The 23,386-nt window shown below is 45.1% G+C and carries 21 protein-coding genes, 1 tRNA gene and 1 riboswitch; of the genes, 16 read left to right on the top strand and 6 right to left on the bottom strand.

Annotation, left to right across the window (positions count from 1 at the left end; all coding sequences use genetic code 11):
- Positions 1-6: 6 nt before the first annotated feature.
- Genes rsxD through rsxA form a run of 4 tightly spaced genes read right to left on the bottom strand, consistent with a single transcriptional unit; the run spans position 7 to position 4,627 of the window.
- The gene (gene rsxD / locus KHN79_RS04800) at positions 7-1,053 is read right to left on the bottom strand and encodes an electron transport complex subunit RsxD (protein WP_182008234.1); all 1,047 of its coding nucleotides are present in this window, start codon (positions 1,051-1,053) and stop codon (positions 7-9) included.
- Positions 1,053-3,440, bottom strand: coding sequence for an electron transport complex subunit RsxC (rsxC, locus tag KHN79_RS04805; RefSeq protein WP_182008233.1), 2,388 nt, complete (start codon positions 3,438-3,440; stop codon positions 1,053-1,055). The genes rsxD and rsxC overlap by 1 nt, the downstream gene beginning before the upstream one ends.
- A gap of 8 nt (positions 3,441-3,448) precedes the next feature.
- On the bottom strand, positions 3,449-4,045 hold the full coding sequence (rsxB, locus tag KHN79_RS04810) for an electron transport complex subunit RsxB (RefSeq protein WP_182008232.1): 597 nt from the start codon (positions 4,043-4,045) through the stop codon (positions 3,449-3,451).
- Between the two features lie 3 nt (positions 4,046-4,048).
- Positions 4,049-4,627: an electron transport complex subunit RsxA gene (rsxA, locus tag KHN79_RS04815; RefSeq protein WP_182008231.1), complete on the bottom strand. Its 579-nt coding sequence runs from the start codon at positions 4,625-4,627 to the stop codon at positions 4,049-4,051.
- Positions 4,628-5,026: 399 nt separating this feature from the next.
- On the opposite strand from rsxA, the gene KHN79_RS21730 reads away from it, so the two are divergent.
- Positions 5,027-5,581 carry a type II secretion system protein gene (locus KHN79_RS21730; protein ID WP_182008230.1) on the top strand — a complete coding sequence of 185 codons (555 nt, stop codon included), beginning with the start codon at positions 5,027-5,029 and terminating at the stop codon, positions 5,579-5,581.
- Positions 5,582-5,792: 211 nt separating this feature from the next.
- On the opposite strand, the gene KHN79_RS04825 is transcribed toward KHN79_RS21730, so the two are convergent.
- A tRNA-Asn gene (locus KHN79_RS04825) sits at positions 5,793-5,868 on the bottom strand.
- Positions 5,869-6,451: 583 nt separating this feature from the next.
- Between KHN79_RS04825 and uvrB the strand changes: the two genes are divergently transcribed.
- The 3 genes from uvrB (at position 6,452) to luxU (ending at position 10,489) form a co-directional block, all read left to right on the top strand.
- Complete coding sequence (gene uvrB, locus KHN79_RS04830) at positions 6,452-8,482, top strand: excinuclease ABC subunit UvrB (protein ID WP_182008229.1); 2,031 nt, start codon at positions 6,452-6,454, stop codon at positions 8,480-8,482.
- A 262-nt stretch (positions 8,483-8,744) separates the two neighbouring features.
- Positions 8,745-10,148, top strand: coding sequence for a quorum-sensing sigma-54 dependent transcriptional regulator LuxO (luxO, locus tag KHN79_RS04835; protein WP_182008228.1), 1,404 nt, complete (start codon positions 8,745-8,747; stop codon positions 10,146-10,148).
- Complete coding sequence (luxU, locus tag KHN79_RS04840; protein ID WP_182008227.1) at positions 10,145-10,489, top strand: quorum-sensing phosphorelay protein LuxU; 345 nt, start codon at positions 10,145-10,147, stop codon at positions 10,487-10,489. Before luxO ends, luxU begins: the two co-directional genes overlap by 4 nt.
- Positions 10,490-10,575: 86 nt before the next feature.
- On the opposite strand, the gene KHN79_RS04845 is transcribed toward luxU, so the two are convergent.
- Entirely contained in the window at positions 10,576-11,472 is an 897-nt protein-coding gene (locus KHN79_RS04845; protein WP_182008226.1) for a YvcK family protein, read from the bottom strand.
- Positions 11,473-11,650: 178 nt separating this feature from the next.
- Positions 11,651-11,790: riboswitch (molybdenum cofactor riboswitch) on the top strand.
- On the opposite strand from KHN79_RS04845, the gene moaA reads away from it, so the two are divergent.
- From moaA to KHN79_RS04905, 12 genes are all read left to right on the top strand, one after another.
- Positions 11,779-12,768, top strand: a complete 990-nt coding sequence (gene moaA / locus KHN79_RS04850; RefSeq protein ID WP_182008225.1) for a GTP 3',8-cyclase MoaA — start codon at positions 11,779-11,781, stop codon at positions 12,766-12,768. (Overlaps the previous riboswitch by 12 nt.)
- A gap of 89 nt (positions 12,769-12,857) precedes the next feature.
- Positions 12,858-13,370, top strand: a complete 513-nt coding sequence (gene moaB, locus KHN79_RS04855) for a molybdenum cofactor biosynthesis protein B (protein WP_182008224.1) — start codon at positions 12,858-12,860, stop codon at positions 13,368-13,370.
- Between the two features lie 27 nt (positions 13,371-13,397).
- A complete protein-coding gene (gene moaC / locus KHN79_RS04860; protein WP_182008223.1) occupies positions 13,398-13,877 on the top strand; it encodes a cyclic pyranopterin monophosphate synthase MoaC in 480 nt (159 codons plus the stop codon).
- Positions 13,874-14,131, top strand: a complete 258-nt coding sequence (moaD, locus tag KHN79_RS04865; RefSeq protein WP_182008222.1) for a molybdopterin synthase sulfur carrier subunit — start codon at positions 13,874-13,876, stop codon at positions 14,129-14,131. The genes moaC and moaD overlap by 4 nt, the downstream gene beginning before the upstream one ends.
- A gap of 1 nt (position 14,132) precedes the next feature.
- On the top strand, positions 14,133-14,588 hold the full coding sequence (moaE, locus tag KHN79_RS04870; RefSeq protein WP_182008221.1) for a molybdopterin synthase catalytic subunit MoaE: 456 nt from the start codon (positions 14,133-14,135) through the stop codon (positions 14,586-14,588).
- Between the two features lie 561 nt (positions 14,589-15,149).
- The gene (locus KHN79_RS04875) at positions 15,150-16,829 is read left to right on the top strand and encodes an ABC transporter substrate-binding protein (RefSeq protein WP_182008220.1); all 1,680 of its coding nucleotides are present in this window, start codon (positions 15,150-15,152) and stop codon (positions 16,827-16,829) included.
- Between the two features lie 127 nt (positions 16,830-16,956).
- On the top strand, positions 16,957-17,877 hold the full coding sequence (oppB, locus tag KHN79_RS04880) for an oligopeptide ABC transporter permease OppB (protein ID WP_182008219.1): 921 nt from the start codon (positions 16,957-16,959) through the stop codon (positions 17,875-17,877).
- A 15-nt stretch (positions 17,878-17,892) separates the two neighbouring features.
- Positions 17,893-18,795, top strand: a complete 903-nt coding sequence (oppC, locus tag KHN79_RS04885) for an oligopeptide ABC transporter permease OppC (RefSeq protein ID WP_140092782.1) — start codon at positions 17,893-17,895, stop codon at positions 18,793-18,795.
- Positions 18,796-18,819: 24 nt separating this feature from the next.
- Positions 18,820-19,791, top strand: coding sequence for an ABC transporter ATP-binding protein (locus tag KHN79_RS04890; RefSeq protein ID WP_182008218.1), 972 nt, complete (start codon positions 18,820-18,822; stop codon positions 19,789-19,791).
- On the top strand, positions 19,788-20,780 hold the full coding sequence (oppF, locus tag KHN79_RS04895) for a murein tripeptide/oligopeptide ABC transporter ATP binding protein OppF (protein WP_280519658.1): 993 nt from the start codon (positions 19,788-19,790) through the stop codon (positions 20,778-20,780). Before KHN79_RS04890 ends, oppF begins: the two co-directional genes overlap by 4 nt.
- Before the next feature lie 196 nt (positions 20,781-20,976).
- Complete coding sequence (locus KHN79_RS04900; RefSeq protein ID WP_182008216.1) at positions 20,977-21,927, top strand: glutathione S-transferase family protein; 951 nt, start codon at positions 20,977-20,979, stop codon at positions 21,925-21,927.
- A gap of 111 nt (positions 21,928-22,038) precedes the next feature.
- On the top strand, positions 22,039-23,313 hold the full coding sequence (locus KHN79_RS04905; RefSeq protein ID WP_182008215.1) for an MgtC/SapB family protein: 1,275 nt from the start codon (positions 22,039-22,041) through the stop codon (positions 23,311-23,313).
- Positions 23,314-23,386 lie beyond the last annotated feature (73 nt).

Below are 23,386 nucleotides of genomic sequence, written 5' to 3' on the forward strand. Positions count from 1 at the left end.
TTTACCTCAGTGGCCGTAAGTTCTAGGTTTGGTGTAGTAGTCAATCAGCGGAACGCACATGTTGGCGAGCAGAACTGCAAATGCGACACCGTCCGGGAAACCACCCCAACTGCGAATGATAAAGACAAGCGCGCCAATAAGTGCGCCGAAAATCAAACGCCCTTTTACTGTTGTTGAAGCTGAAACCGGATCGGTTGCAATAAAGAATGCGCCGAGCATGGTCGCACCCGATAAAAGGTGGAAGATTGGCGACGCCGTCTCTCCTGGAGTAATCAGGTTGAAGATTAAACTAAGCAGGGTCAAACTAGCCAGGAATCCAGCAGGGATGTACCACTGAATAATACGTTTTTTGATCATTACCAGGCCGCCGATAAAATAAGCGATGTTGACCCATTGCCAACCAATGCCTGCCAAGCCTGAAAAGATAGGCTGTGACATGATTTCACTTGGCGTTGCCCCGGAATGAAGGCCTGTTTTAAATGCATCGAGCGGAGTGGCCATCGTGACACCATCGACACCTGAACGCACTTGTTGCAGGGATAGCCCGTCACCATCAAAGCCTGTAAAAATCAGCGAGAGGGTGTCAATGAAATTTACGTGATCTGGTATAAGCGATGTCGGTGCACTCCAGCTTGTCATTTGAACAGGGAAGGAGATAAGTAATACGACATAAGCAACCATAGCCGGGTTAAACAGATTTTGCCCCAGGCCACCGTAAAGATGCTTTGCTATCACGATTGCGAAAATCAATCCAATGACGGTCAGCCACCATGGGGACCAGGGTGGTATTGCAACCGCTAGCAGCCAGGCGGTAACGATGGCACTATTGTCACGAAGTGCACGCATTGGCGAGCGTTTACGGCTCACCATTACCAATGCTTCAAGTGAAACGGCTACAGCAATAGCAAAAATTAGCTGGATAATGGTTCCCCAGCCAAAGAAATAAGTCTGAGCGGCTAAGCCAGGGAGCGCACACAGAGCTACCCATTTCATTAAATCGGGTGTGCTACGACGACTGCGGGTATGCGGTGAGCTGGCAATAAAAAACGACATTACTCGTTCTCCTCGTTATTATTTTTATTTGCGTCTTGCTGAGCTTTACGTGCTTTTGCGCGGGCAATGACCGCAGCAACAGCGGCTTTCTTCGGGTCTTCTGATTGCTCAGCTGGCGCATCAACTTCTTCGGCGGAATTTGACTCTGCCTCAGCTTTACGTGCTTTTGCGCGGGCTATCGCCGCAGCGACAGCGGCTTTCTTCGGATCTTCTGCTGGCTCAGCTGGTGCATCATTTTTTTCGGCAGGTTTTGACTCTACCTGTTGTCCGGCTTTACGCGCTTTAGCTCGGGCAATGGCTGCAGCGACAGCGGCTTTCTTCGGATCTTCTGATTGCTCAGCTGGCGCTTCATTTTCTTCGGCAGTTTTTGACTCTGCTTCTTGCCCTGCTTTACGCGCTTTAGCTCGGGCAATGGCCGCAGCGACAGCGGCTTTCTTCGGATCTTCTGATTGCTCAGCTGGTGCTTCATTTTCTTCGGCAGGTTTTGGCTCTACCTGTTGTCCGGCTTTACGCGCTTTAGCCCGTGCAATGGCTGCAGCAACGGCGGCTTTTTTATCTTCCGGTTCTGGCGAAGAGGATTCTTCTTGCTGTGCTTTTTTCGCTTTAGCGCGAGCAATTGCCGCAGCTACGGCTGACTTTTTATCATCAGTGTTTTCTGCCGGAGTTTCTGTCTGTTCTTTTTCTGCTTTACGTTCACGAGCAAGACGTTTACGTTCTTCACGCAGCTTAGCCATCTCCGAGTTATCTGGCTCAGCAGAACCAGCTTCTGCTGCAGCTGCTTGTTTGGCTTTCGCTTTTGCTATCGCAGCAGCAACAGCCGGTTTCACGGCAGGTTCTGCTTTGTCTTCGATGTTCTCTTTTTGTGCTTTCACCCGGGCAATCGCAGCGGCTATCGCGTCATCGCCGCCTGTTGATTTCATCTCTTTACGGCGTTCATCAGCCGCTTTCTTAAAGCGGTTTTCACGCTCCGCTTTTTCGCGCTCCATACGCGCTTTTTTCTCTTCAAAGCGCTGTTTTGCACGGTCAGCTGCTTCGGCTTCTTGAGCTCTGGTACGAATCTCAGCTTTCGCCTGGCGGTAGTATTGAACCAGTGGGATCTCACTCGGACAAACAAAAGCGCAAGCGCCACACTCTATACAATCTTTAAGATTCAACTGTTCTAATTTGTCATACTCTTCAGCTTTCGAATGCCACAAGAGCTGCTGAGGAAGTAACGATGCAGGGCAGGCTTCGGCACATTGTCCGCAGCGAATACATTCCATCTCATATTGATTTGCAGAAATCTCAAAGCGAGTTGGTGCAAGTATACAGTTTGCTGTCTTGGTAATTGGCACCTGAGAGTGGGGCAGGGTAAAGCCCATCATCGGGCCGCCCATGATCAAGCGAGGGAGTTTTTTATCAGCCTTGTAACCAAATTCATCAAGCAGAGCTTGTACTGGCGTGCCCAATAACGCCCAGACATTACGCGGCTGTTTAAACGTTTTACCAGTAAGGGTTACGACACGCTCTATGATAGGCTCACCATCAATGACAGCTCGTTTAATAGAGTACAAAGAGCCAACATTCTGAACTAAGATGCCAATATCAGCAGGAATCGCCCCGCTAGGTACTTCTTTATTGGTCAGAATTTTGATCAGCTGTTTTTCGCCGCCAGACGGATATTTGGTTGGGATAACGCGGATAACAATATCTTTATTTAAAGCAGCTTTCTCAAGCGCTTTAATAGCATCTGGTTTGTTGTCTTCGATACCGATTATCGTCAGTTTGGGTTTTAAGATATGTTCGACAACCTCAATGCCCTGAATTAGTTCGTCGGCATGTTCCTGAATAAGTTTGTCATCGGCAGTGATATATGGCTCACATTCTGCCGCGTTAACAATCAGGATTTCCGTGCGGGCAACTCCGGATTGAATCTTTTTCGCTGTAGGGAAACCTGCGCCACCCATACCTGAAATACCAGCATCACGTATAACGTCGATTAATGCATCTGCGGATTCTTGGGTGTAATCCGCGACGGGCGTTTTTTCGCACCAGGTATCTTTGTTGTCAGGTTTAATCACAGCACATAGTTCACTTAGCCCGGATGGGTGAGCGACTGTGCGAGGTTCAATCGCAGTGATTCGACCTGAGGTAGGCGCATGAACCGGCGCAGTAAAGCCAGTCTCTGATTGTGTCAGTGGCTGACCTTTTAGAACGGTGTCACCTGCCGCAACAAGAAGTTTACCTGCTTTGCCTATGTGCTGTTTTAACGGTAAGACAATTTCTGCCGGAATAGCGGCATGAACTAACTCGGTTTTATTAGATTGTTTTTTGTTTTCTGCCGGATGCACACCGCCCGGAAAATCCCAGAGCGACCCAGTACGAATTTGTTCAATCAAAGACAACATACGAAACCTTAATTAATTGAATCTTTCACGTGCGCTGCATCTTCAGCAGCATCCGTAATATCAAGTACTGGAATAGCGTTAAGTTGCCACTTCCAGCTGTCCGTGGTCGTTGCCACAGGAATCATTTCTATACAGTCAGTCGGACAAGGTGCCACGCACAAGTCACAACCCGTACATTCTTCTTTGATAACGGTATGAAGGGCCTTTGTGCCACCAACAATGGCGTCGACGGGACAGGCCTGAATGCATTTAGTACAGCCGATACACATGTCTTCGTGAATAAATGCGACCGTAGGGACTTTACTGTCGAGATCGTGTGCTGATTCTTCCGGTTCAACACCCATTAGGTCCGCCAGCTTCTCAATAGTTGCCTGTCCACCTGGAGGACATTTATTAATGTTGTCACCATTGGCAATCGCCTCTGCGTAAGGGCGACAACCGGGGTAACCGCATTGGCCACACTGAGTCTGGGGCAAGATTGCATCGATTTGGTCGACGATAGGATCCGCCTCGACTTTGAAACGGATAGAGGCGAAGCCCAGTATGGCGCCGAAAATTGCCGCTAGTACAGCAAGTGCGATGATCGCAATTAAAATAGTACTCATCGTTTACTTCACCAGACCAGTAAAGCCCATAAAGGCAAGCGACATCAAACCAGCTGTAATCATTGCAATGGATGCACCTTTAAAAGGAAGCGGTACATCTGCTGCAGCAATTCTCTCACGCATGGAGGCAAATAATATTAAGACAAGTGAAAAGCCGACAGCCGCACCAAAACCATAGATGATTGACTCAAGAAAGTTATGGTTTTCATTGATATTAAGTAGAGCAACACCTAACACAGCACAGTTAGTGGTAATCAAGGGTAAGAAAATACCCAGCAGGCGATAGAGTGTCGGGCTGGTTTTGTGTACAACCATCTCTGTAAACTGAACCACAACAGCAATAACCAGGATAAAGCTCATGGTTCTCAGATATTCGATGCCTAAAGGACGAAGGATGTAGCTTTCTACTAAATACGAACACACCGACGCGAGCGTTAGCACGAAAGTTGTTGCTAAGCCCATACCAATTGCTGTTTCTAATTTTTTGGACACACCCATGAAAGGACACAGGCCCAAAAATTTCACCAGTACAAAGTTGTTTACCAGCACAGTGCCGACCAACAACAAAACATATTCGGTCATAGTTTTTACGTTCTTAAAATCCGATCCCAATATTATCGTGTTTTGTGACACCAATAACAACCAGTGAACGATGTGGTTTTTTATACACGGTGGAAAAATAACCGTCTATGCGAATCAGATAGATGAATTTTTATCGGACTCAGAGGCTTGGTGAATGATTTGCGGGTTAAATGAGAATTGGTGGATCAGTTTGAAGGGGCGCTTAAATCGTGTTTGGCTCACCATTTGACGACTGTAATAATGCTGAAAGTACTTGATTGATTTTGTGACTAGTTTCGGAAGAAGTGTCGATGAAAGCTACTTTTTTTGTGGGAATAGTATGAAGTACATGCGGTGGTTGCTGTCTCGGTGTAAGATGCCTTCGTTTTGAATTGAATCAGGCTATTAATAAGAGAAAAGATGAGACGACAGAAAGGCTTTACGTTAATTGAACTTGTTATTGTTATCGTTATTTTAGGGATCTTGAGCGTAGTAGCGGTGCCAAAGTTTTTAAATGTTCAGGACGATGCTCGGGCGAGTACAATAAAAGGAATTAAAGCGACATTACAAGTTGTGATTGATAGTGTGCATGCTCAATCTCTTATTCAGGGAACAGAAAAACAACGTGAAGTTCAGACGGAAGTTAATGGTGTTTATATTCAAACCTATTATGGTTACCCGCAAGAAATATGGGACGACAAATTAGAGCATCTGATGAGTCATACTTTTAACTATTTGGGTAACGGTTATAACAATAACAGCCTGTACTCAACAACTTGCGATTACTCTGTATGCGTTGTTGATCAAATTAAGCTAAGTGAATTGTACAATGACAATACTGGAGGCTACGCCTTGGCTTTTTTCCCTAAGGGAAAAAGTCTGCAAGATAATTGTGTGGCTGTGTACTATTTCACTGCGTATGAGTCAGATGGTTTTGCTGATGTACACGTTGAAAGTAGAACAAGTGAGTGTTAGCTAACTATCGGCTATCGGTCTTCCCATATATCCAAATCCCAAATTCAAAACGAAAAAAAGCTCAGTTTTTCAACTGAGCTTTTTTCTTGAATTTTATCTCCCCTGTCGGGACTCGACGCGGGCGGCTAGCTCTGTGACAAAAGTTTGGTACAAACTTGTCGCAGTTTAAAACGAAAAAAGCCCAGTATTTAACTGGGCTTTTTCTTGAATTTGGCTCCCCCTGCGGGACTCGAACCTGCGACATACGGATTAACAGTCCGCCGTTCTACCAACTGAACTAAGGGGGAATTGCTTTGCTTGAAAGCGGGGCAAATCTTACCGAGCAGCCAATCTGCTGTCAACAGGAATAAATTGCATTTTTTTGAAAAAATATCACCTTTAACTCTTTACTTTTTTGAGTCGCTTACCAGTAAAGGGCTAGAGTTACTTATCCACTAAAATTGTGGATAACTATGTTGATGAATTTTGGGTAATTCTATTTTATATGAAACGTGTTTTGTTTTGTCTGCATTTATAAGCAAATTTCGCCACATTTTAGGCATGTGAAACAAATATTTATAGATGTTTGAGCGATAGCAGGCAAAGTGGATAAAATTTAGGCTTCTGGGGATAAAAGGAATTTGAGTATTATTTTGGGGAAAACTTGTGGAAATTAAATGAAGACTCTAGGCGGTAATCATTAGCTAGGGCGAAGTAATATATCAGAGCTACGCAGATAAGGCTATAGCGATATAGACAAAGAGATAAATTTATTAACAATGGCAGATAAAACTCAGATAGGCATGGATTTTGTCTACTAAGGTGTATATATATACAGCCGAATAGTAAGGTGTATATACAAGCCAGAAAGCAGTAAAGTTGAGGAAGGGTATGAGCAAAGTTTATGAACTGGTCTCTGATTATCAGCCATCAGGAGACCAACCAAGCGCCATTAAGCAGTTACTTGAAGGCTTAGATTCGGGTCTTGCGCACCAGACGCTTTTGGGTGTGACGGGGTCCGGTAAAACCTTTACTTTGGCTAACGTGATTGCTCAGTCACAACGCCCTGCAATTTTACTCGCCCCAAATAAAACCCTTGCTGCGCAGCTATACGGTGAGATGAAATCTTTCTTTCCTAATAATGCCGTTGAATACTTCGTTTCTTACTATGACTACTATCAACCAGAAGCTTATGTGCCGACCACCGATACCTTTATCGAGAAGGATGCGTCGATTAACGCCCATATTGAGCAGATGCGATTATCGGCGACGAAAGCATTACTAGAACGTAAAGATGCCATCATCGTAGCATCGGTTTCCGCTATTTACGGTTTGGGCGATCCTGAATCATATCTGCAAATGATGTTGCATTTACGCCGTGGTGATGTGATTGACCAACGCGACATGCTACGACGTTTAGCAGAGCTTCAATACTCGCGTAATGATGTCGCGTTTGAACGTGGTCAGTTCCGAGTACGCGGAGAGGTCATTGATATTTTCCCTGCTGAATCGGATCAAGATGCAGTACGGGTTGAAATGTTCGATGATGAAATTGATTGTATCAGCGTATTTGACCCACTTACCGGAGTGGTAAAACAGCGCGATCTGCCACGTTATACCATCTATCCAAAAACCCACTACGTTACCCCTCGAGATCGTGTTCTCGAAGCGATTGAAAAAATTAAAGTAGAACTGGAAATACGTAAGAAACAGCTACTAGACAACAACAAGCTTTTGGAAGAGCAACGTATAAGCCAGCGTACTCAGTTTGATATTGAAATGATGAACGAACTTGGTTTCTGTTCTGGTATCGAAAACTATTCTCGTTACTTAAGTGGTCGATCTGAAGGTGAGCCGCCGCCAACACTTTTTGATTATTTGCCTCACGACGGCTTGTTAATTATTGATGAGTCACACGTGACGGTGCCACAGATAGGCGCAATGTATAAAGGTGACCGCTCCCGAAAAGAAACCTTAGTGGAGTTTGGTTTCCGTCTGCCTTCTGCGTTGGATAACCGTCCTCTTAAATTTGAAGAGTTTGAATCACTTGCACCGCAGACTATTTTTGTATCTGCCACACCGGGTAACTATGAGCTTGAGAAATCGGATGGTGATATAGCGGATCAAGTCGTACGCCCTACGGGTCTGTTGGATCCTGTGTTAGAGGTTCGTCCAGTTGCCACTCAGGTAGATGACTTGCTCTCTGAAATCCGTATCCGAGCAGCGAAAAATGAACGAGTGCTTGTTACGACGTTAACCAAACGCATGGCGGAGGATTTGACTGAGTATCTGCATGAGCATGATGTGCGAGTACGCTATCTTCACTCAGATATAGATACGGTCGAGCGCGTCGAAATTATCAGAGATCTTCGTTTGGGTGAGTTTGATGTTCTGGTCGGAATTAACTTGCTGCGAGAAGGTCTGGATATGCCTGAAGTATCGCTGGTGGCTATCTTAGACGCAGACAAGGAAGGTTTCCTACGTTCGGAACGTTCTCTGATTCAGACTATTGGGCGTGCAGCACGAAACCTGGAAGGTAAGGCCATTTTGTATGGAGATAGCATTACCAAATCCATGAAGAAGGCAATTGACGAGACTAATCGTCGACGTGAAAAGCAGCATGCGTACAACGAGAAAATGGGTCTCACTCCGCAAGCGCTTAAGCGCAACATCAAAGACATTATGGAGCTGGGAGATATCACCAAATCCAAGCGTCAGCGTACGGGCAGGCAGGTGCCGCTGTCGAAAGTCGCTGAGCCGTCTCAGTCTTATGAAGTGATGTCGCCACAACAGTTAGAAAAAGAGATCAGCCGATTGGAAGCTGCGATGTACCAGCATGCACAGGATTTGGAGTTTGAGCTGGCCGCTGAAAAGCGTGATGAGATTGAAAAGTTACGCGCCCAATTTATCGCAAACAGTTAGAGTTAAGACCTTTTGAAAAAGAAGCCAATAGGCAGGTGGCTCTATTGGCTTTATATGCGAACAATATGTTCACTAACAACGTCAGTTGGCTAGGTGACCCAAGGGGTCAGGAAAAATTGAGCATGTTTTATGCCAGAACATCAAGTGTATGATAATCAAAATTATTCGCTTTAATTACCCATAACTTATGTAATGTTAATTGCAAAATGCAAAGCGGAATGCGATTATTATTTAAAACATTACAATAAAAATTAGCTAGGTTATGCAACAAAACACTCAACATCAAAAGTCGCGTTATCTATTAATGGTCGAAGACACCGCATCTGTTGCTGCGCTGTATCGATCTTATCTGACGCCACTGGGTATCGACATTAATATTGTCGGTACAGGACGCGATGCGATTGAAAGCCTGAATCATCGAACTCCTGATCTTATCTTACTGGATTTACGTCTACCCGATATGACCGGGATGGATGTTCTACATACTGTCAAAAAAGACCATCCGGATGTGCCTGTCATTTTCATGACTGCTCATGGCTCTATCGATACAGCGGTAGAGGCGATGCGTCATGGCTCACAAGACTTCCTGATTAAGCCGTGCGAAGCAGACCGTTTACGTGTAACGGTAAATAATGCTCTTCGTAAAGCAACTAAGTTAAAAAATGAAGCAGATAATCCTGGCAATCAGAATTACCAGGGGTTTATCGGCAGCAGCCAAACCATGCAGCAGGTGTATAGGACCATCGACTCTGCTGCCAGCAGTAAAGCAAGTATTTTCATTACCGGAGAAAGTGGTACGGGTAAAGAAGTGTGCGCCGAGGCTATCCATGCTGCGAGTAAACGCGGAGATAAACCATTTATTGCGATTAACTGTGCGGCTATCCCCAAAGATCTTATTGAAAGTGAACTGTTTGGTCACGTAAAGGGCGCCTTTACCGGTGCTGCAAATGACCGACAAGGTGCGGCAGAGTTAGCTGATGGCGGAACACTATTCCTCGATGAGTTATGTGAAATGGACTTGGAGCTGCAAACCAAGTTATTGCGTTTTATCCAGACCGGTACATTTCAGAAAGTAGGTTCATCCAAAATGAAAAGTGTGGATGTACGTTTTGTGTGTGCGACTAACCGTGACCCGTGGAAAGAGGTTCAGGAAGGACGTTTTCGTGAAGACTTGTACTACCGTCTGTATGTGATTCCTTTGCATTTGCCACCTTTGCGTGAGCGTGGTGAAGACGTTATTGAAATCGCTTACTCGCTGCTTGGCTATATGTCTCACGAAGAGGGTAAAAACTTCGTTCGTTTTTCCCAGGAGGTTATTGAACGTTTCAACAGCTATGAATGGCCAGGTAACGTTCGCCAGCTTCAGAATGTATTGCGTAACATTGTGGTTTTGAATCACGGCAAAGAAATTACACTCGAGATGTTACCGCCGCCAATTAATCAACCGCTAGCTCGTGAGCCCAAAGCAGATGCAGTTGAACTAAAAGCGATGACGGCGTCAGATATCGTACCACTGTGGATGACAGAAAAATTAGCGATTGAAAGGGCGATCAACGCGTGTGATGGCAATATTCCAAGAGCGGCGGGTTATCTTGATGTTAGCCCTTCAACGATTTATCGTAAGTTACAAGTCTGGAACAGCAAAGAAGAGCAGCAAAAAGCATGAGTATGGATATATTAAATCAACAGAAAATTGATGAGCTATCCGTCGAGATAGGTAGCGATAACGTTCCATTACTGCTGGATATCTTCTTAGGTGAAATGGGCACGTATATTGATAATCTGCAAAGCTATGCGGGCGAAGCTCAGCGGGACTACTTGAAAGAAATTAGTCATGCACTTAAAAGCAGCGCAGCCAGTTTTGGCGCAGATCGTTTATGTGCACTAGCGGTCTCTATCGATAAGAAAGCCAAAAACAATCAATTATTAGAAGGCGGAGAGGAAGTGAGCAGGATGATTGGCTTATTGCGTGATACCCAAGATGTTTATCGCTCCTGGAGTAATTAACAGACTCAGCGTTTTCTAAAGGTAAAGCCCTTCAATACTGTAAAGCCCTTCAATACTGTGAAGGGCTTTGTCATTTCTGAACGGGATTATTTGCCATTTTGAAGCTGAGCTTCAATTGCTTGTTTTAATTTGTGACGGTCATGACGCCAATCCCGATTGGGAGAGGCAAGTGACTCAGTAATGACATTCCACTTATCCAGGACTTCTTGTTCTGTTGTTTCTGCAAGTACCACATCAATCTTTCTGCCTTGCAATGCCCGCTCACACCATTCCAGCTTTTGTACCTTGGACATGCGTCCGGCGGGGCCATATTCCGGACTTAAGTTAGCGACGAAGATTACTTTTGCTTTACGGTTGTTTGCAATTGCTTTGCCCAGTTCCGGTAGCAACAGCGGTGGCATAATACTGGTCAAAAAGCTCCCCGGACCGAGAATGATTGCATCCGCTTCGGACAGTGCACTGATTGCTTCTTTTGTAGCTGGGACTTCTGGGGAAAGGTCTAAACGACGCAGGTCAGTATCCATATGGTCAACATTGGTTTCACCCGTCACCCATTTTCCTTCGACAGACAGGGCTGAAAGGTCGGATGGGTGCTCTGACATCGGAAGAATGTTCACATCAACTTTAAGCATGTTGCGGATAAGGTTGATAGCCTCCAATGGGCGGACCGATAGGTTATCCAGAGCCGTCAGCATTAAGTTACCTAAATTATGACCGTCGAGTTCACCGCTGCCTTTAAAACGATACTCAAACATCATTGAACTGATAGAGGGCTCGGTAATCAGCTGATTGATACAGTTGCGTGTATCGCCCCAGGCGATGCCCCCCTGACAATGACGGATTCGACCCGTAGAGCCACCATTGTCTGTCGTTGCGACAATACCGGTTGCGTTTGAACCAAAGTCGCGTAGTGCGGCCAGCATACGACCTAATCCGTGACCGCCGCCCACAGCGACGACTTTGTTATCCGTATAGATACTCATACGTTACATTCTTCTAATGAAATTTGTAAAAACCGCTACAATTTAACGTAGAGAGTGCCTTTATGGTACTCACTAAGCGGTAAATTGTGTGACTTAAGAGATTTTTTCGTCCTCAAGTCTGGATTCCAGTATAAATATTAAGTATTTTACATCGCAAAGCTATCAGAGGTTTATGCTCTGGTTGCCATAACTCCGAGCTCACGATGCTAAGTCTCATTTATAGGATAGGCGTTTTGAGCCAGTGACATACTGTCACAAGGGCTTGGTTGGAAATGACCACGCCTCCCGTGTTTGGAAAGGTGTTCCGTGGCGCAACAATTCGAAGATAAATTTCATCGTAAATTCTATTATTTACGTCTGTCTGTGACGGATGTATGTAATTTCAAATGTACCTATTGCTTGCCTGATGGTTATAAACCTTCGGGTAAAAAAAACTCATCTTTTTTATCTCTGCCTGAAATCAAACGGGTCGTAAAAGCCTTTGCCGATTGCGGTACTTCTAAAGTTCGCATTACCGGTGGTGAACCTAGTTTACGTAAAGACTTTACTGACATTATCCACTCTGTGGCGGAGATGCCAGGTATCGAAAAAGTAGCAACGACTACCAATGGGTATCGTATGGCTAAGCAGGTTGCCGATTGGCGCGATGCTGGTTTGACACATATTAATGTCAGTGTTGATAGCCTTGACCCTCGTATGTTTCATCAAATCACCGGTGAGAATAAGTTCACTGAAGTGATGAATGGAATAGAGCGTGCGTTCGAAGTCGGCTACGAGCAAGTGAAAGTGAATGTGGTGTTGATGAAAGATCTCAACCACAACGAACTGCCCGCTTTCCTTAACTGGATTAAAGATCGCCCAATCCAACTGCGTTTTATTGAACTGATGCAGACTGGCGAAATGGATGATTTGTTCAACAAGCATCACGTATCCGGCGTTGCAATTCGTAATCAATTGATTGCGAATGGTTGGCTGCTTAAAGTACGCAAACATAATGATGGTCCTGCGCAAGTATTTGTTCACCCTGATTACAAGGGGGAAATTGGATTGATTATGCCTTATGAGAAGGACTTCTGTGAGAGCTGCAACCGACTGCGTGTTTCTGCCATGGGCAAGTTGCATCTGTGTCTGTTTGGTGAACACGGTATCGAGTTACGTGACCTTCTTGAACGTGATGATCAGGAAGCTGAGTTAATAGAACGCATACAAGCTCAGTTACAAACCAAATCAGTTAGTCACTTCCTGCACGACGGAAATACAGGTATGACGCCTCATCTTGCGTCTATCGGTGGCTAATCTCTCTCAATACTTGCAGGGAGAGCGCATGGCTTTCCCTAATTTTTCCAGAATTGATAACAAACTAATCTAAAAGAATAGGTGAATAAATGGGTCACGCTGAAAGCAAATTTCAACCGGCAAACATTGCTGTTCTGACGGTATCAGACACTCGTACTGAAGAAAATGACACATCGGGCCGCTACCTGGCGGAACATGCTGCAGAGGCGGGTCACAATGTTGTCGATAAACAGATCGTAATAGATGACATGTATAAGATCCGTGCGATTGTTTCTCAGTGGATCGCTGACGAGAATGTTCAAGCCATTATGATAACAGGCGGTACAGGTTTTACTTCTCGTGATAGTACGCCGGAAGCACTTAAGCCATTATTCGATAAAGAAGTCGAAGGCTTTGGCGAACTTTTCCGCATGGTTTCTTACGAAGAGATCGGTACGTCAACGATTCAGTCGCGTGCTATTGCCGGTTTTGCAAACCATACCGTTATTTTTGCGATGCCTGGTTCCACGGGAGCTTGTCGTACCGGTTGGACTAAAATCATCAAGCAACAGCTGGATGCGAGTCACCGTCCATGCAACTTCATGCCACACCTATCTGTATAATGTTCTGAATCGAGTAAAGGCTATATCATGACCCAACTTACACACATTAATGCATCTGGCGAAGCCAATATGGTCGATGTTTCTGCTAAGGCGGAAACGGTACGTGAAGCACGGGCGGAGGCATTTGTTCATATGGCACCGGAAACGCTTGAGCTGATCGTTTCTGGTCAGCACCATAAAGGTGATGTATTTGCAACGGCCCGCATTGCTGGTATTCAAGCAGCGAAGAAAACCTGGGATCTGATCCCTTTGTGCCACCCGCTTTTGCTTTCTAAAGTAGAAGTTCAGTTAGAAGCTATTGAGGCGGAAAACAAAGTGCGTATCGAATCCGTATGTAAGCTTGCAGGTAAAACAGGTGTTGAGATGGAAGCGTTGACTGCTGCCTCTGTAGCAGCGCTGACTATTTATGATATGTGTAAAGCGGTACAAAAAGATATGGTCATTAGCCAGGTTCGTCTTCTTGAGAAGACGGGGGGTAAATCCGGACACTTTAAGGTGGAGTCATGATTAAAGTACTCTTCTTCGCACAGACTCGTGAACTGGTCGGGATCGATAGCCTTGAGTTAGACAGTCACTTCGAAACTGTTGAAGCGGTTCGTGCATATTTGGTTGAGAAAGGAACAGAGCAGGGCGGTAAGTGGGATCTGGCGCTTCAGCCGGGCAAGTTGCTCGCTGCCGTTAACCAGTCAATAGTTCCACTTGATACTGAAGTTGTGTCGGGTGATGAAGTCGCGTTTTTTCCTCCGGTAACGGGAGGGTGAAATGAGCAATCGTGTTTCTGTTCAGGTCGAAGACTTCTCTCTTGACCAAGAATATCAGCGATTATCAGAAGGTACAGCTGCAGGGGCAGTCGTTACTTTTATCGGTAAAGTACGTGATATGAACTTAGGTGACAATGTTATAGGTTTGCATCTGGAACATTATCCCGGTATGACGGAAAAGAGCCTAAGCGCGATTTGTGATGAGGCAGAATCGCGTTGGCCTCTGCTTGGTGTGCGAGTGATTCACCGTGTTGGCGATCTGGATATCGGTGATCAGATTGTATTTGTTGGTGTTTCGAGCGCCCATCGAGATGCGGCATTTGACGCTTGCGAATTCATAATGGATTACCTCAAAACCAAAGCACCATTTTGGAAAAAAGAACGCACAATAAGCGAAGAACGATGGATTGACTCGCGAGATTCAGATCACAAAGCTGCAAAGCGTTGGGATAAATAGAAGCAAGCATTAGTCATTGTTCTGATATGAAAAAAGCTAAGCAATACATTTGCTTAGCTTTTTTGTTTGTTACTTTCTATCAACATAAACATTCAACTTAATCAACCTGCATAAACGTCTTGTTTACCGTCACTTCTAATGGTTCCTTTGCACTATTTTGGCGCATTGATGTCCGATATATAAGTAAGTCGTTACCTAATTTCATATCGTGTTCGTATTGGTAATCCCTATTTTTTCAGTGTAAGGCTCTGTTATTTGATTTAAATTTAGACTAAACGAAATTTTAATCTACCGGTGTGCGTTTAAGGTCTTTATTTTGCTGTTGGTCACTAACTGGTTGGCATTTATTACTGGATATGTGCGCTAGATGCAGGATTAATGGTCTATTTACTACATTTTTATGGCAAATTGCTTCAAGGGTTGCTAATGTACGCCGCAGTCTTTGTATGGTTTTAGCTTTTAATGCCTAATTTTTGGGCGAAATAGATCTAAATCACATTCCGTTCTTGTGGACCTACAAAGAGGTCATGGATGCTAAATAAAAATTTTGGAGTTTTACGCATGTATAAGAATAAAATCACGCGCGCTTTATTTGCTGGCGCTGGTCTGTCTCTAGCTCTTGCTGGTTGTGGTGGTGATAAACCTGAAGAAAAGCAAGCTGCACAGCCTGCTCCTGCACCAGCCTCTGAAGCAAAATCTGATTCTTCAGAACCAAAACTTGCAGCGGTTCAAGAGCTAGTGCGCGGTAACGGTACAGAAGTAGCGACAATTGACCCACACAAATCTCAAGGTGTTCCTGAATCTCACGTGATTCGCGACCTGCTTGAAGGCCTGGTAAACCAAGATGAAAACGGCAAAACCATTCCTGGTGTTGCAGAATCTTGGGAAACTGAAGACAACAAAACGTTCACTTTCCACCTACGTAAAGATGCGAAATGGTCTAACGGCGATCCAGTGACTGCTGGTGATTTCGTTTACAGCTTCCAGCGCTCAGTAGATCCTGCAACTGCTTCCCCATATGCTTGGTACATGGAATACACCAAGATGAAGAATGCAAAAGACATCGTTGCAGGTAAAAAGGACAAGAGCGAGCTAGGTGTTAAAGCGGTTGACGACCATACATTGGTTGTTGAGCTGGATACTGCAGTACCTTACTTCGTAATGATGATGGGCCACACTACAACTAAGCCAGTTCACCAAGCAACAGTTGAGAAGTTCGGTGATCAGTGGACTAAGCCAGGTAACTTTGTGGGCAATGGCGCATACGTTGTTGATAACTGGGTTGTAAACGAGCGTTTGGTTCTTAAGCGTAACGAGCAGTACTGGGACAACGAGAACACAACTCTAGAAAAAGTAACTTTCCTACCTATCGAAAACCAGGTAGCGGAAATGAACCGTTTCCTAGCGGGTGAGATCGACTTCACAAATGAACTGCCAACTGAACACTTCAAACGTCTTCAGAAAGAGCACCCACAAGAAGTTTCTGTAACAGGTAACCTGTGTACGTACTACTACATCTTCAACACTAAGAAAGCACCGTTTGATGATGTTCGTGTTCGTAAGGCTATCTCTTACGCAATTGACCGTAACATCGTAACGGATGCAATCCTAGCGCAAGGTCAAAAACCAGCATACTTCCTGACTCCTGAAATTACTGCAGGCTTTAACCCTGAAGTTCCTGCATACGGTAAGCTGACTCAGGCAGAGCGTGATGCAGAAGCTGCACGTCTTCTAGAAGAAGCAGGCTTTGGTAAAGACAACCCACTTAAGTTTAACCTTCTTTACAACACTTCAGAGAACCACAAGAAGATCGCGGTTGCTCTAGGTTCAATGTGGAAGAAGACTTTGGGTCTTGACGTTACTCTAGAAAACCAAGAGTGGAAAACGTACCTGTCTTCTAAAGACGCAGGTAACTTTGAAGTGGCTCGTGCTGGTTGGTGTGGTGACTACAACGAAGCTTCATCATTCCTAACACTAATGATGAGCAACAACACTACTGGTGGTATTCACTACGATAGCGCTGAATACGACGAGATCATGAACAAGGCATTTGCTTCTACTTCAGACGAAGAGCGCCAGGCACTATACCTGGAAGCTGAAAAGCTGATGGCGAAAGACATGCCAATTGCACCTATCTACCAGTACGTGAAATCACGTCTACTGTCTCCTAAAGTTGGTGGCTTCCCAGCTAACAACGCAGAAGAAAAGATCTACTCTAAAGACCTATACATCACTGAGTAAATCTTAATCAGATAGAATAATAAAAAATTAGGCACTGCATGTGAGCAATTACATGCAGTACCTATACTTTGTCCGAAATTGGGCACTTAGTTATTAATTAATTGTCACAGACTGAAAGAGTGAGTTTATGCTTAAATTCATCGCTAAGAGGATATTTGAGGCGATCCCAACAATGTTGGTATTGATCACCGTATCTTTCTTTCTCATGCGTTTCGCTCCGGGAAACCCATTCTCGACAGAACGCCCGTTACCGCCAGAAGTTATGGCGAACATTGAAGCTAAATATGGTCTAGATAAGCCGGTATTCGAGCAATACACGACTTACTTGTTTAACGTCGTCCAAGGCGACTTTGGTCCATCATTTAAGTACCTGGATTATTCAGTTAACGAACTGATTTCAGTTGCGTTACCTGTATCTGCAAAAGTAGGTTTTGTCGCCTTTATCTTTACCCTGATTATGGGGGTGACAGTTGGCACGATAGCCGCGTTAAAACAAAATACCTGGGTAGATTACACCATTATGTCCACGGCGATGATCGGTGTAGTTATGCCATCATTCGTATTGGCTCCGGCACTGATCTACCTGTTCTCTCTACACTGGAACATCTTCCCGGCTGGTGGCTGGCATGATGGTGGATTAAAGTACCTAGTGCTTCCAGTGATTGGTATGTCACTGCTATACGTAGCGACATTCGCACGTATTACCCGTGGCTCAATGATCGAAACATTGAACAGTAACTTTATCCGAACCGCTCGTGCAAAAGGTCTGAGTTACCGTTACATCATTCTTAAGCACGCGCTTAAGCCAGCACTACTCCCTGTAGTTTCTTACATGGGTCCTGCTTTTGTAGGTATTATTACCGGTTCTGTTGTTATCGAAACCATTTTTGGTTTACCTGGCATTGGTAAACTTTTCGTTAACGCTGCATTTAACCGTGACTACTCGCTAGTAATGGGTGTGACCATTCTGATCGGATTCCTATTCATCCTTTTCAATGCGATTGTAGATATTTTGCTTGCAATGATTGACCCGAAAATTCGCTACTAATAGGGACGTTTGGTTATGTTAACGAAAAAAGAAAACCTAGAAGCGATTGAGAAATTCTCTGAGAACTTAGAGATTGAAGGTCGCAGTCTTTGGCAGGATGCCCGTATCCGCTTTATGCGTAACAAAGCGGCAATGGTGAGCTTGTTTATCCTGGTTCTGATGACACTGGCAGTTATTATTCTGCCGATGATCGCTCCTTATGCATTTGATGATACCGACTGGTACGCGATGCATGTCGCACCAAATGCTGACCACTGGTTCGGTACGGACAGCTTAGGACGTGATTTGTACGTACGTACGCTGATTGGCGGCCGAATCTCTCTGATGGTCGGTGTGATGGGCGCATTCGTAGCAGTACTGATTGGTACGCTTTACGGCGCAGCATCTGGCTTCATTGGCGGTAAAGTTGACCGCATTATGATGCGTATCCTTGAGATCCTATACGCGGTACCGTTTATGTTCCTAGTTATCGTACTAGTAACCTTCTTCGGACGTAACATTATTCTTATCTTCGTTGCGATTGGTGCAATCGCATGGCTGGACATGGCACGTATCGTACGTGGTCAGACCCTAAGCCTACGTAGTAAAGAGTTTATCGAAGCAGCGCACGTTTGTGGTGTAAGTAACTGGAAGATCATTACTCGCCATATCGTACCGAACGTACTTGGTATCGTGGCGGTTTACTCTACGCTGCTTATTCCTAGCATGATTCTGACTGAATCATTCCTATCGTTCCTTGGTCTTGGTGTTCAAGAGCCGATGACAAGTTGGGGCGCACTTCTACAAGAAGGTGCACAGACAATGGAAGTGGCAATTTGGCAGCTGGCATTCCCGGCAGCATTTATGGTTGTGACTCTATTCTGCTTCAACTACGTTGGTGACGGTCTGCGCGATGCGCTGGATCCTAAAGACAGATAATTAAAGAAGATTAAGGAAGCAACGATGAGCTTATTAGATGTCAAAGATCTGCGCGTCGAATTTACCACTCAAGATGGTATCGTAACCGCAGTAAACGATTTGAACTTCTCACTTAACCAAGGCGAAACCCTGGGTATTGTAGGTGAGTCTGGTTCAGGTAAATCTCAGACTGTATTTGCAATCATGGGCCTACTGGCCAAAAACGGTATCATTTCTGGTAGCGCGAAGTTCGAAGGCAAAGAGATTCTAAACCTGCCTGAAAAAGAGCTGAATAAAGTTCGTGCGGAACAGATCGCTATGATCTTCCAGGACCCAATGACGTCACTTAACCCTTACATGAAGGTGAGTGATCAGCTGATGGAAGTACTGATGCTTCACAAAGGCATGGGTAAAGCGGAAGCCTTCGAAGAATCTGTGCGTATGCTTGAAGCGGTGAAAATCCCGGAAGCTCGTAAGCGTATTACCATGTACCCTCACGAGTTTTCCGGCGGTATGCGCCAGCGTGTAATGATCGCGATGGCGCTGCTATGTCGTCCTAAGTTACTTATTGCGGATGAACCGACTACTGCACTGGACGTAACCGTTCAGGCGCAGATCATGGAACTGCTTAACGAACTGAAAGACGAGTTTAATACCGCTATCATCATGATCACGCACGACCTTGGTGTTGTTGCTGGTTCATGTGACAAAGTATTGGTTATGTACGCTGGTCGTACAATGGAATACGGTACGGTTGATGAAATCTTCTACAACCCGAGCCACCCATACGCAGAAGGTCTGCTGAAAGCGATTCCTCGCCTAGATACAGAAGGTGAGATTCTGCCTACGATTCCTGGCAACCCGCCAAACTTACTTCGCCTGCCACCTGGCTGTCCTTATCAGGAACGTTGCCACCGTGTGATGGATCGTTGTAAACAAGAAGCGCCAATTTTGACACCGTTCGGTGATGGTCGTCAGCGCGCATGTTTTTCTGATTGGGAGGCTTGGAAGAAATGAGTGCAGGTAAACCATTATTACTTGATGTTAAAGAACTTAAAGTTCACTTTAGCATTGCAGCAAAGTCGGCGTGGCCTTGGTCTAAGCCTTCAAATCTGAAAGCTGTCGACGGTGTTAACGTTCGTCTTTACGAAGGTGAAACGCTGGGCGTAGTAGGTGAATCAGGTTGTGGTAAATCGACGTTTGCGCGCGCAATCATCGGTTTGGTCGAAGCGACTGAAGGTGAAGTGGTTTGGTTAGGTCAAGACCTGACTAAGATGAAAGATGTACAACGCCGTGAAACGCGTAAAGAAATCCAGATGATTTTCCAAGATCCTCTGGCTTCTCTGAACCCGCGTATGACCGTTGGCGACATCATCGCTGAGCCGTTAGAGACGTTCTACCCAGAATTGTCTAAGCAAGAAGTAAAAGACCGTGTTAAAGAGATGATGGCGAAAGTTGGTCTACTGCCTAACGTGATCAACCGTTACCCGCACGAGTTCTCTGGTGGTCAGTGTCAGCGTATTGGTATCGCACGTGCACTTATCCTGAAACCGAAAATGATCATCTGTGACGAACCTGTGTCGGCACTGGATGTATCGATTCAGGCTCAGGTAGTTAACTTGCTTAAAGAGCTGCAAAAAGAACTTGGTCTGTCTTTAGTCTTCATTGCACACGATTTGTCAGTGGTAAAACACATTTCGGATCGCGTACTGGTAATGTATTTAGGTAATGCAGTTGAACTTGGCGAATCAGATGCGCTGTTTGCTGACCCTAAACACCCGTACACGCGCGCATTAATGTCTGCAGTTCCGATCCCAGATCCGAATTTAGAACGTAATAAGACGATTGAAATGTTGGAAGGCGATCTGCCTTCACCGATCAATCCACCATCAGGTTGTGTGTTCCGTACTCGTTGTCCTATCGCAACAGAAGAGTGTGCGAAAACAAAACCTACAATCCAAGGTAACGACGTTCACGCGGTATCTTGTCTGCACGTTCAAGTGTAATCCATTCAGCCTGTGACGGGCTTAAGCGCGGCTCTTTATTAGGGTCGCGCTTTTTTTATGCCTGTGATTTACTTATCTGGATTGGCTTGCCACATATTCGAATTTCTTGAATGACATGTCCGAAGTATGAATGTTTTCTGTTTGTCAGGAACCTCTAATATAGATAACAGAAAAACAGAATAAGAGGAGAGCGGGAATGGGCAAGCTAGTAGAAGGTATTTGGCAGGATGTATGGTATGACACGAAATCAAGCGGCGGTAAATTTGTCCGTGAGGACGCCGGGTTTCGTAACTGGATAAAAAATGAACCAGATGCGGAGTTCCAACCAGAATCTGGTCGTTACCATTTGTATGTATCACTAGCGTGTCCTTGGGCGCATCGCACACTCATTTTTCGTAAGCTCAAAGGCTTAGAAGCTCATATTGACGTTACTGTCGTCTGCCCGGATATGCTAAGCCAGGGCTGGCAAATGGGCTTACCTGAACCGCTGTTTGGTCATACTTGTATGCACCAGATATATACTCAGGCGAAACCAGATTATACCGGGCGCGTGACGGTTCCTGTTCTTTGGGATAAGAAGACCAACACCATTGTTTCGAATGAGTCTTCTGAAATCATTCGAATGTTTAATACAGCGTTCAATGAGCTCACTGGTAATAACGAAGACTACTACCCTGAACATCTTCAACCATCCATAGACGAGTGGAACGATTTCATCTATCCGAATGTAAATAATGGTGTTTACCGTTGTGGATTTGCGACCACGCAGGATGCATATGAAGAGGCGTTTGATTCGCTGTTTACCGCACTCGATAAAATTGATGCACATCTGGCGACACATAGATACTTAACCGGCAATAAGATCACTGAGGCAGACTGGCGTCTGTTTACTACATTGGTTCGTTTTGATGCAGTCTATGTCGGACACTTCAAATGTAATAAGAAGCGCATTGCAGATTACGTTCACATTCAAGGTTATCTGAAAGAGCTGTATCAGGTGGATGGCGTAGCGGAGACAACTGACTTCTATCATATAAAGCGTCATTACTACTTCAGCCATACAGGCATTAACCCAACTCAGGTAGTACCAAAAGGGCCAGACTTAGATTTAGAATCCCCCCATGGCCGTGAGCACCTATCCGGTTAGTCTTTCAAAAAGCGTCACTAGTTGTGGCGCTTTTTAGTTTAGCTTCACAAATAGTATCTAAACCATGGCATAAACTAATGATATAGAACCGATCTTTTAATGAGGTGGGGTATGGATATCAGCGAATTTGCAACGGGCGAGCATCAGATATGGAATCTGCTTATTGCGTTGCTCCTAGGGGCGATTATTGGTATTCAGCGCGGTTGGGTAAAGAGAAACAGCGTTGAGGGCAGTCGTGTCGCCGGTATTCGTACATATTCACTGGTGGGTCTGCTTGGTGGTTTAGTTGCTATTCTGGCTGATCATTATTCTCCGCTGCTGCTCGGTTTCGCTTTTATCGCATTAGTGATACTGGCCTGTATTGCCTTTGTCATGAAGCAGAAGAATAGTGGTGATGTCAGTATTACTGGCTTGGTTAGTCTCTTGGTTACTTTCATATTAGGTTGTCTCGCTGTTGCCGGTGAAGCGGTACTGGCCGCTTCAGCAGCGGTTATTACTGCGCTTGTACTGGATAATAAGAAAGAGCTACATGAAGCATTGCAGAAGCTGCAAGAGTACGAACTAGATGCTGCTTTGAGACTACTGCTTATTTCAATTGTGTTACTCCCTCTACTACCAAATAAAGCCTACGGTCCGTGGAAGGCACTCAACCCCTACGAGATTTGGTGGATGGTGGTATTAATCGCCAGTATCTCTTTTGTGGGATATTTTGCGATTAAGATTGGTGGTACGAAGCGGGGAATTTTGTTCACATCGATATTTGCCGGACTCAGTTCTTCGACTGCACTTACGTTACAGTTCTCGCATCTATCCAGAGAGCAACCGGGTATCAGTCCACTGCTTGCAAGTGGTATTTTACTGAGCTGTGGCACCATGTTCCCGCGCTTGCTGGTTATCGTGTCAGTACTCAACCCTCATTTAGTGAAACTGCTGTGGCCGATTGTGTTAGCTATGATGATTGCACTTTATTTGCCAGCTTGGTTGATTTGGCGAAGAAGCCAGGTCGAACAGGTTGAGCAATCAAATAAACAAAGTAACCCGCTTGCTTTGCAGTCGGCACTGGTTTTTGGCGCTTTACTTGCGGTGATCATGCTGCTCTCACACGCTCTCTCTGATTGGTTTGGTAATACCGGCGTTCTGATGCTGTCAGCGGTATCAGGTATTACGGATGTCGATGCAATCTCGCTGGCTCTTGGCCGTCAAAGTACCCAGCACTTGAACCTGACGACAGCGGCGTTGGGTATTATTATCGCGGCATCTGTGAATACGATGGTTAAAATGGGCATGGTGATGGCGTTAGGAGAGAGGAAGCTATGGCACCGAGTCGCACCAGTGATGATAGGTTGTGTGATTGTGGGCGGGTTGATGTTCCTAGCCATCTTCTAAATAACCTGAACTCGGATTAACTAAATAACCTCAACTCGGGATAATTTAAGCCAGTCATCGCAACTCTTTTAGC

The organism is Vibrio sp. B1FLJ16, from assembly GCF_905175385.1.
Taxonomy (GTDB): Bacteria; Pseudomonadota; Gammaproteobacteria; order Enterobacterales; family Vibrionaceae; genus Vibrio.

Bases quoted from the DNA above. Each gene is read 5' to 3' on its own strand.
- moaD (WP_182008222.1), top strand. From the start codon at position 13,874: ATGATTAAAGTACTCTTCTTCGCACAGACTCGTGAACTGGTCGGGATC.
- oppF (WP_280519658.1), top strand. From the start codon at position 19,788: ATGAGTGCAGGTAAACCATTATTACTTGATGTTAAAGAACTTAAAGTT.
- uvrB (WP_182008229.1), top strand. From the start codon at position 6,452: ATGAGCAAAGTTTATGAACTGGTCTCTGATTATCAGCCATCAGGAGAC.
- oppB (WP_182008219.1), top strand. From the start codon at position 16,957: ATGCTTAAATTCATCGCTAAGAGGATATTTGAGGCGATCCCAACAATG.
- KHN79_RS04905 (WP_182008215.1), top strand. From the start codon at position 22,039: ATGGATATCAGCGAATTTGCAACGGGCGAGCATCAGATATGGAATCTG.
- rsxA (WP_182008231.1), bottom strand. From the start codon at position 4,627: ATGACCGAATATGTTTTGTTGTTGGTCGGCACTGTGCTGGTAAACAAC.
- moaB (WP_182008224.1), top strand. From the start codon at position 12,858: ATGGGTCACGCTGAAAGCAAATTTCAACCGGCAAACATTGCTGTTCTG.
- moaC (WP_182008223.1), top strand. From the start codon at position 13,398: ATGACCCAACTTACACACATTAATGCATCTGGCGAAGCCAATATGGTC.
- luxO (WP_182008228.1), top strand. From the start codon at position 8,745: ATGCAACAAAACACTCAACATCAAAAGTCGCGTTATCTATTAATGGTC.
- oppC (WP_140092782.1), top strand. From the start codon at position 17,893: ATGTTAACGAAAAAAGAAAACCTAGAAGCGATTGAGAAATTCTCTGAG.
- KHN79_RS04890 (WP_182008218.1), top strand. From the start codon at position 18,820: ATGAGCTTATTAGATGTCAAAGATCTGCGCGTCGAATTTACCACTCAA.
- KHN79_RS04875 (WP_182008220.1), top strand. From the start codon at position 15,150: ATGTATAAGAATAAAATCACGCGCGCTTTATTTGCTGGCGCTGGTCTG.
- rsxB (WP_182008232.1), bottom strand. From the start codon at position 4,045: ATGAGTACTATTTTAATTGCGATCATCGCACTTGCTGTACTAGCGGCA.
- KHN79_RS04900 (WP_182008216.1), top strand. From the start codon at position 20,977: ATGGGCAAGCTAGTAGAAGGTATTTGGCAGGATGTATGGTATGACACG.
- moaE (WP_182008221.1), top strand. From the start codon at position 14,133: ATGAGCAATCGTGTTTCTGTTCAGGTCGAAGACTTCTCTCTTGACCAA.
- luxU (WP_182008227.1), top strand. From the start codon at position 10,145: ATGAGTATGGATATATTAAATCAACAGAAAATTGATGAGCTATCCGTC.
- rsxC (WP_182008233.1), bottom strand. From the start codon at position 3,440: ATGTTGTCTTTGATTGAACAAATTCGTACTGGGTCGCTCTGGGATTTT.
- KHN79_RS04845 (WP_182008226.1), bottom strand. From the start codon at position 11,472: ATGAGTATCTATACGGATAACAAAGTCGTCGCTGTGGGCGGCGGTCAC.
- rsxD (WP_182008234.1), bottom strand. From the start codon at position 1,053: ATGTCGTTTTTTATTGCCAGCTCACCGCATACCCGCAGTCGTCGTAGC.
- KHN79_RS21730 (WP_182008230.1), top strand. From the start codon at position 5,027: ATGAGACGACAGAAAGGCTTTACGTTAATTGAACTTGTTATTGTTATC.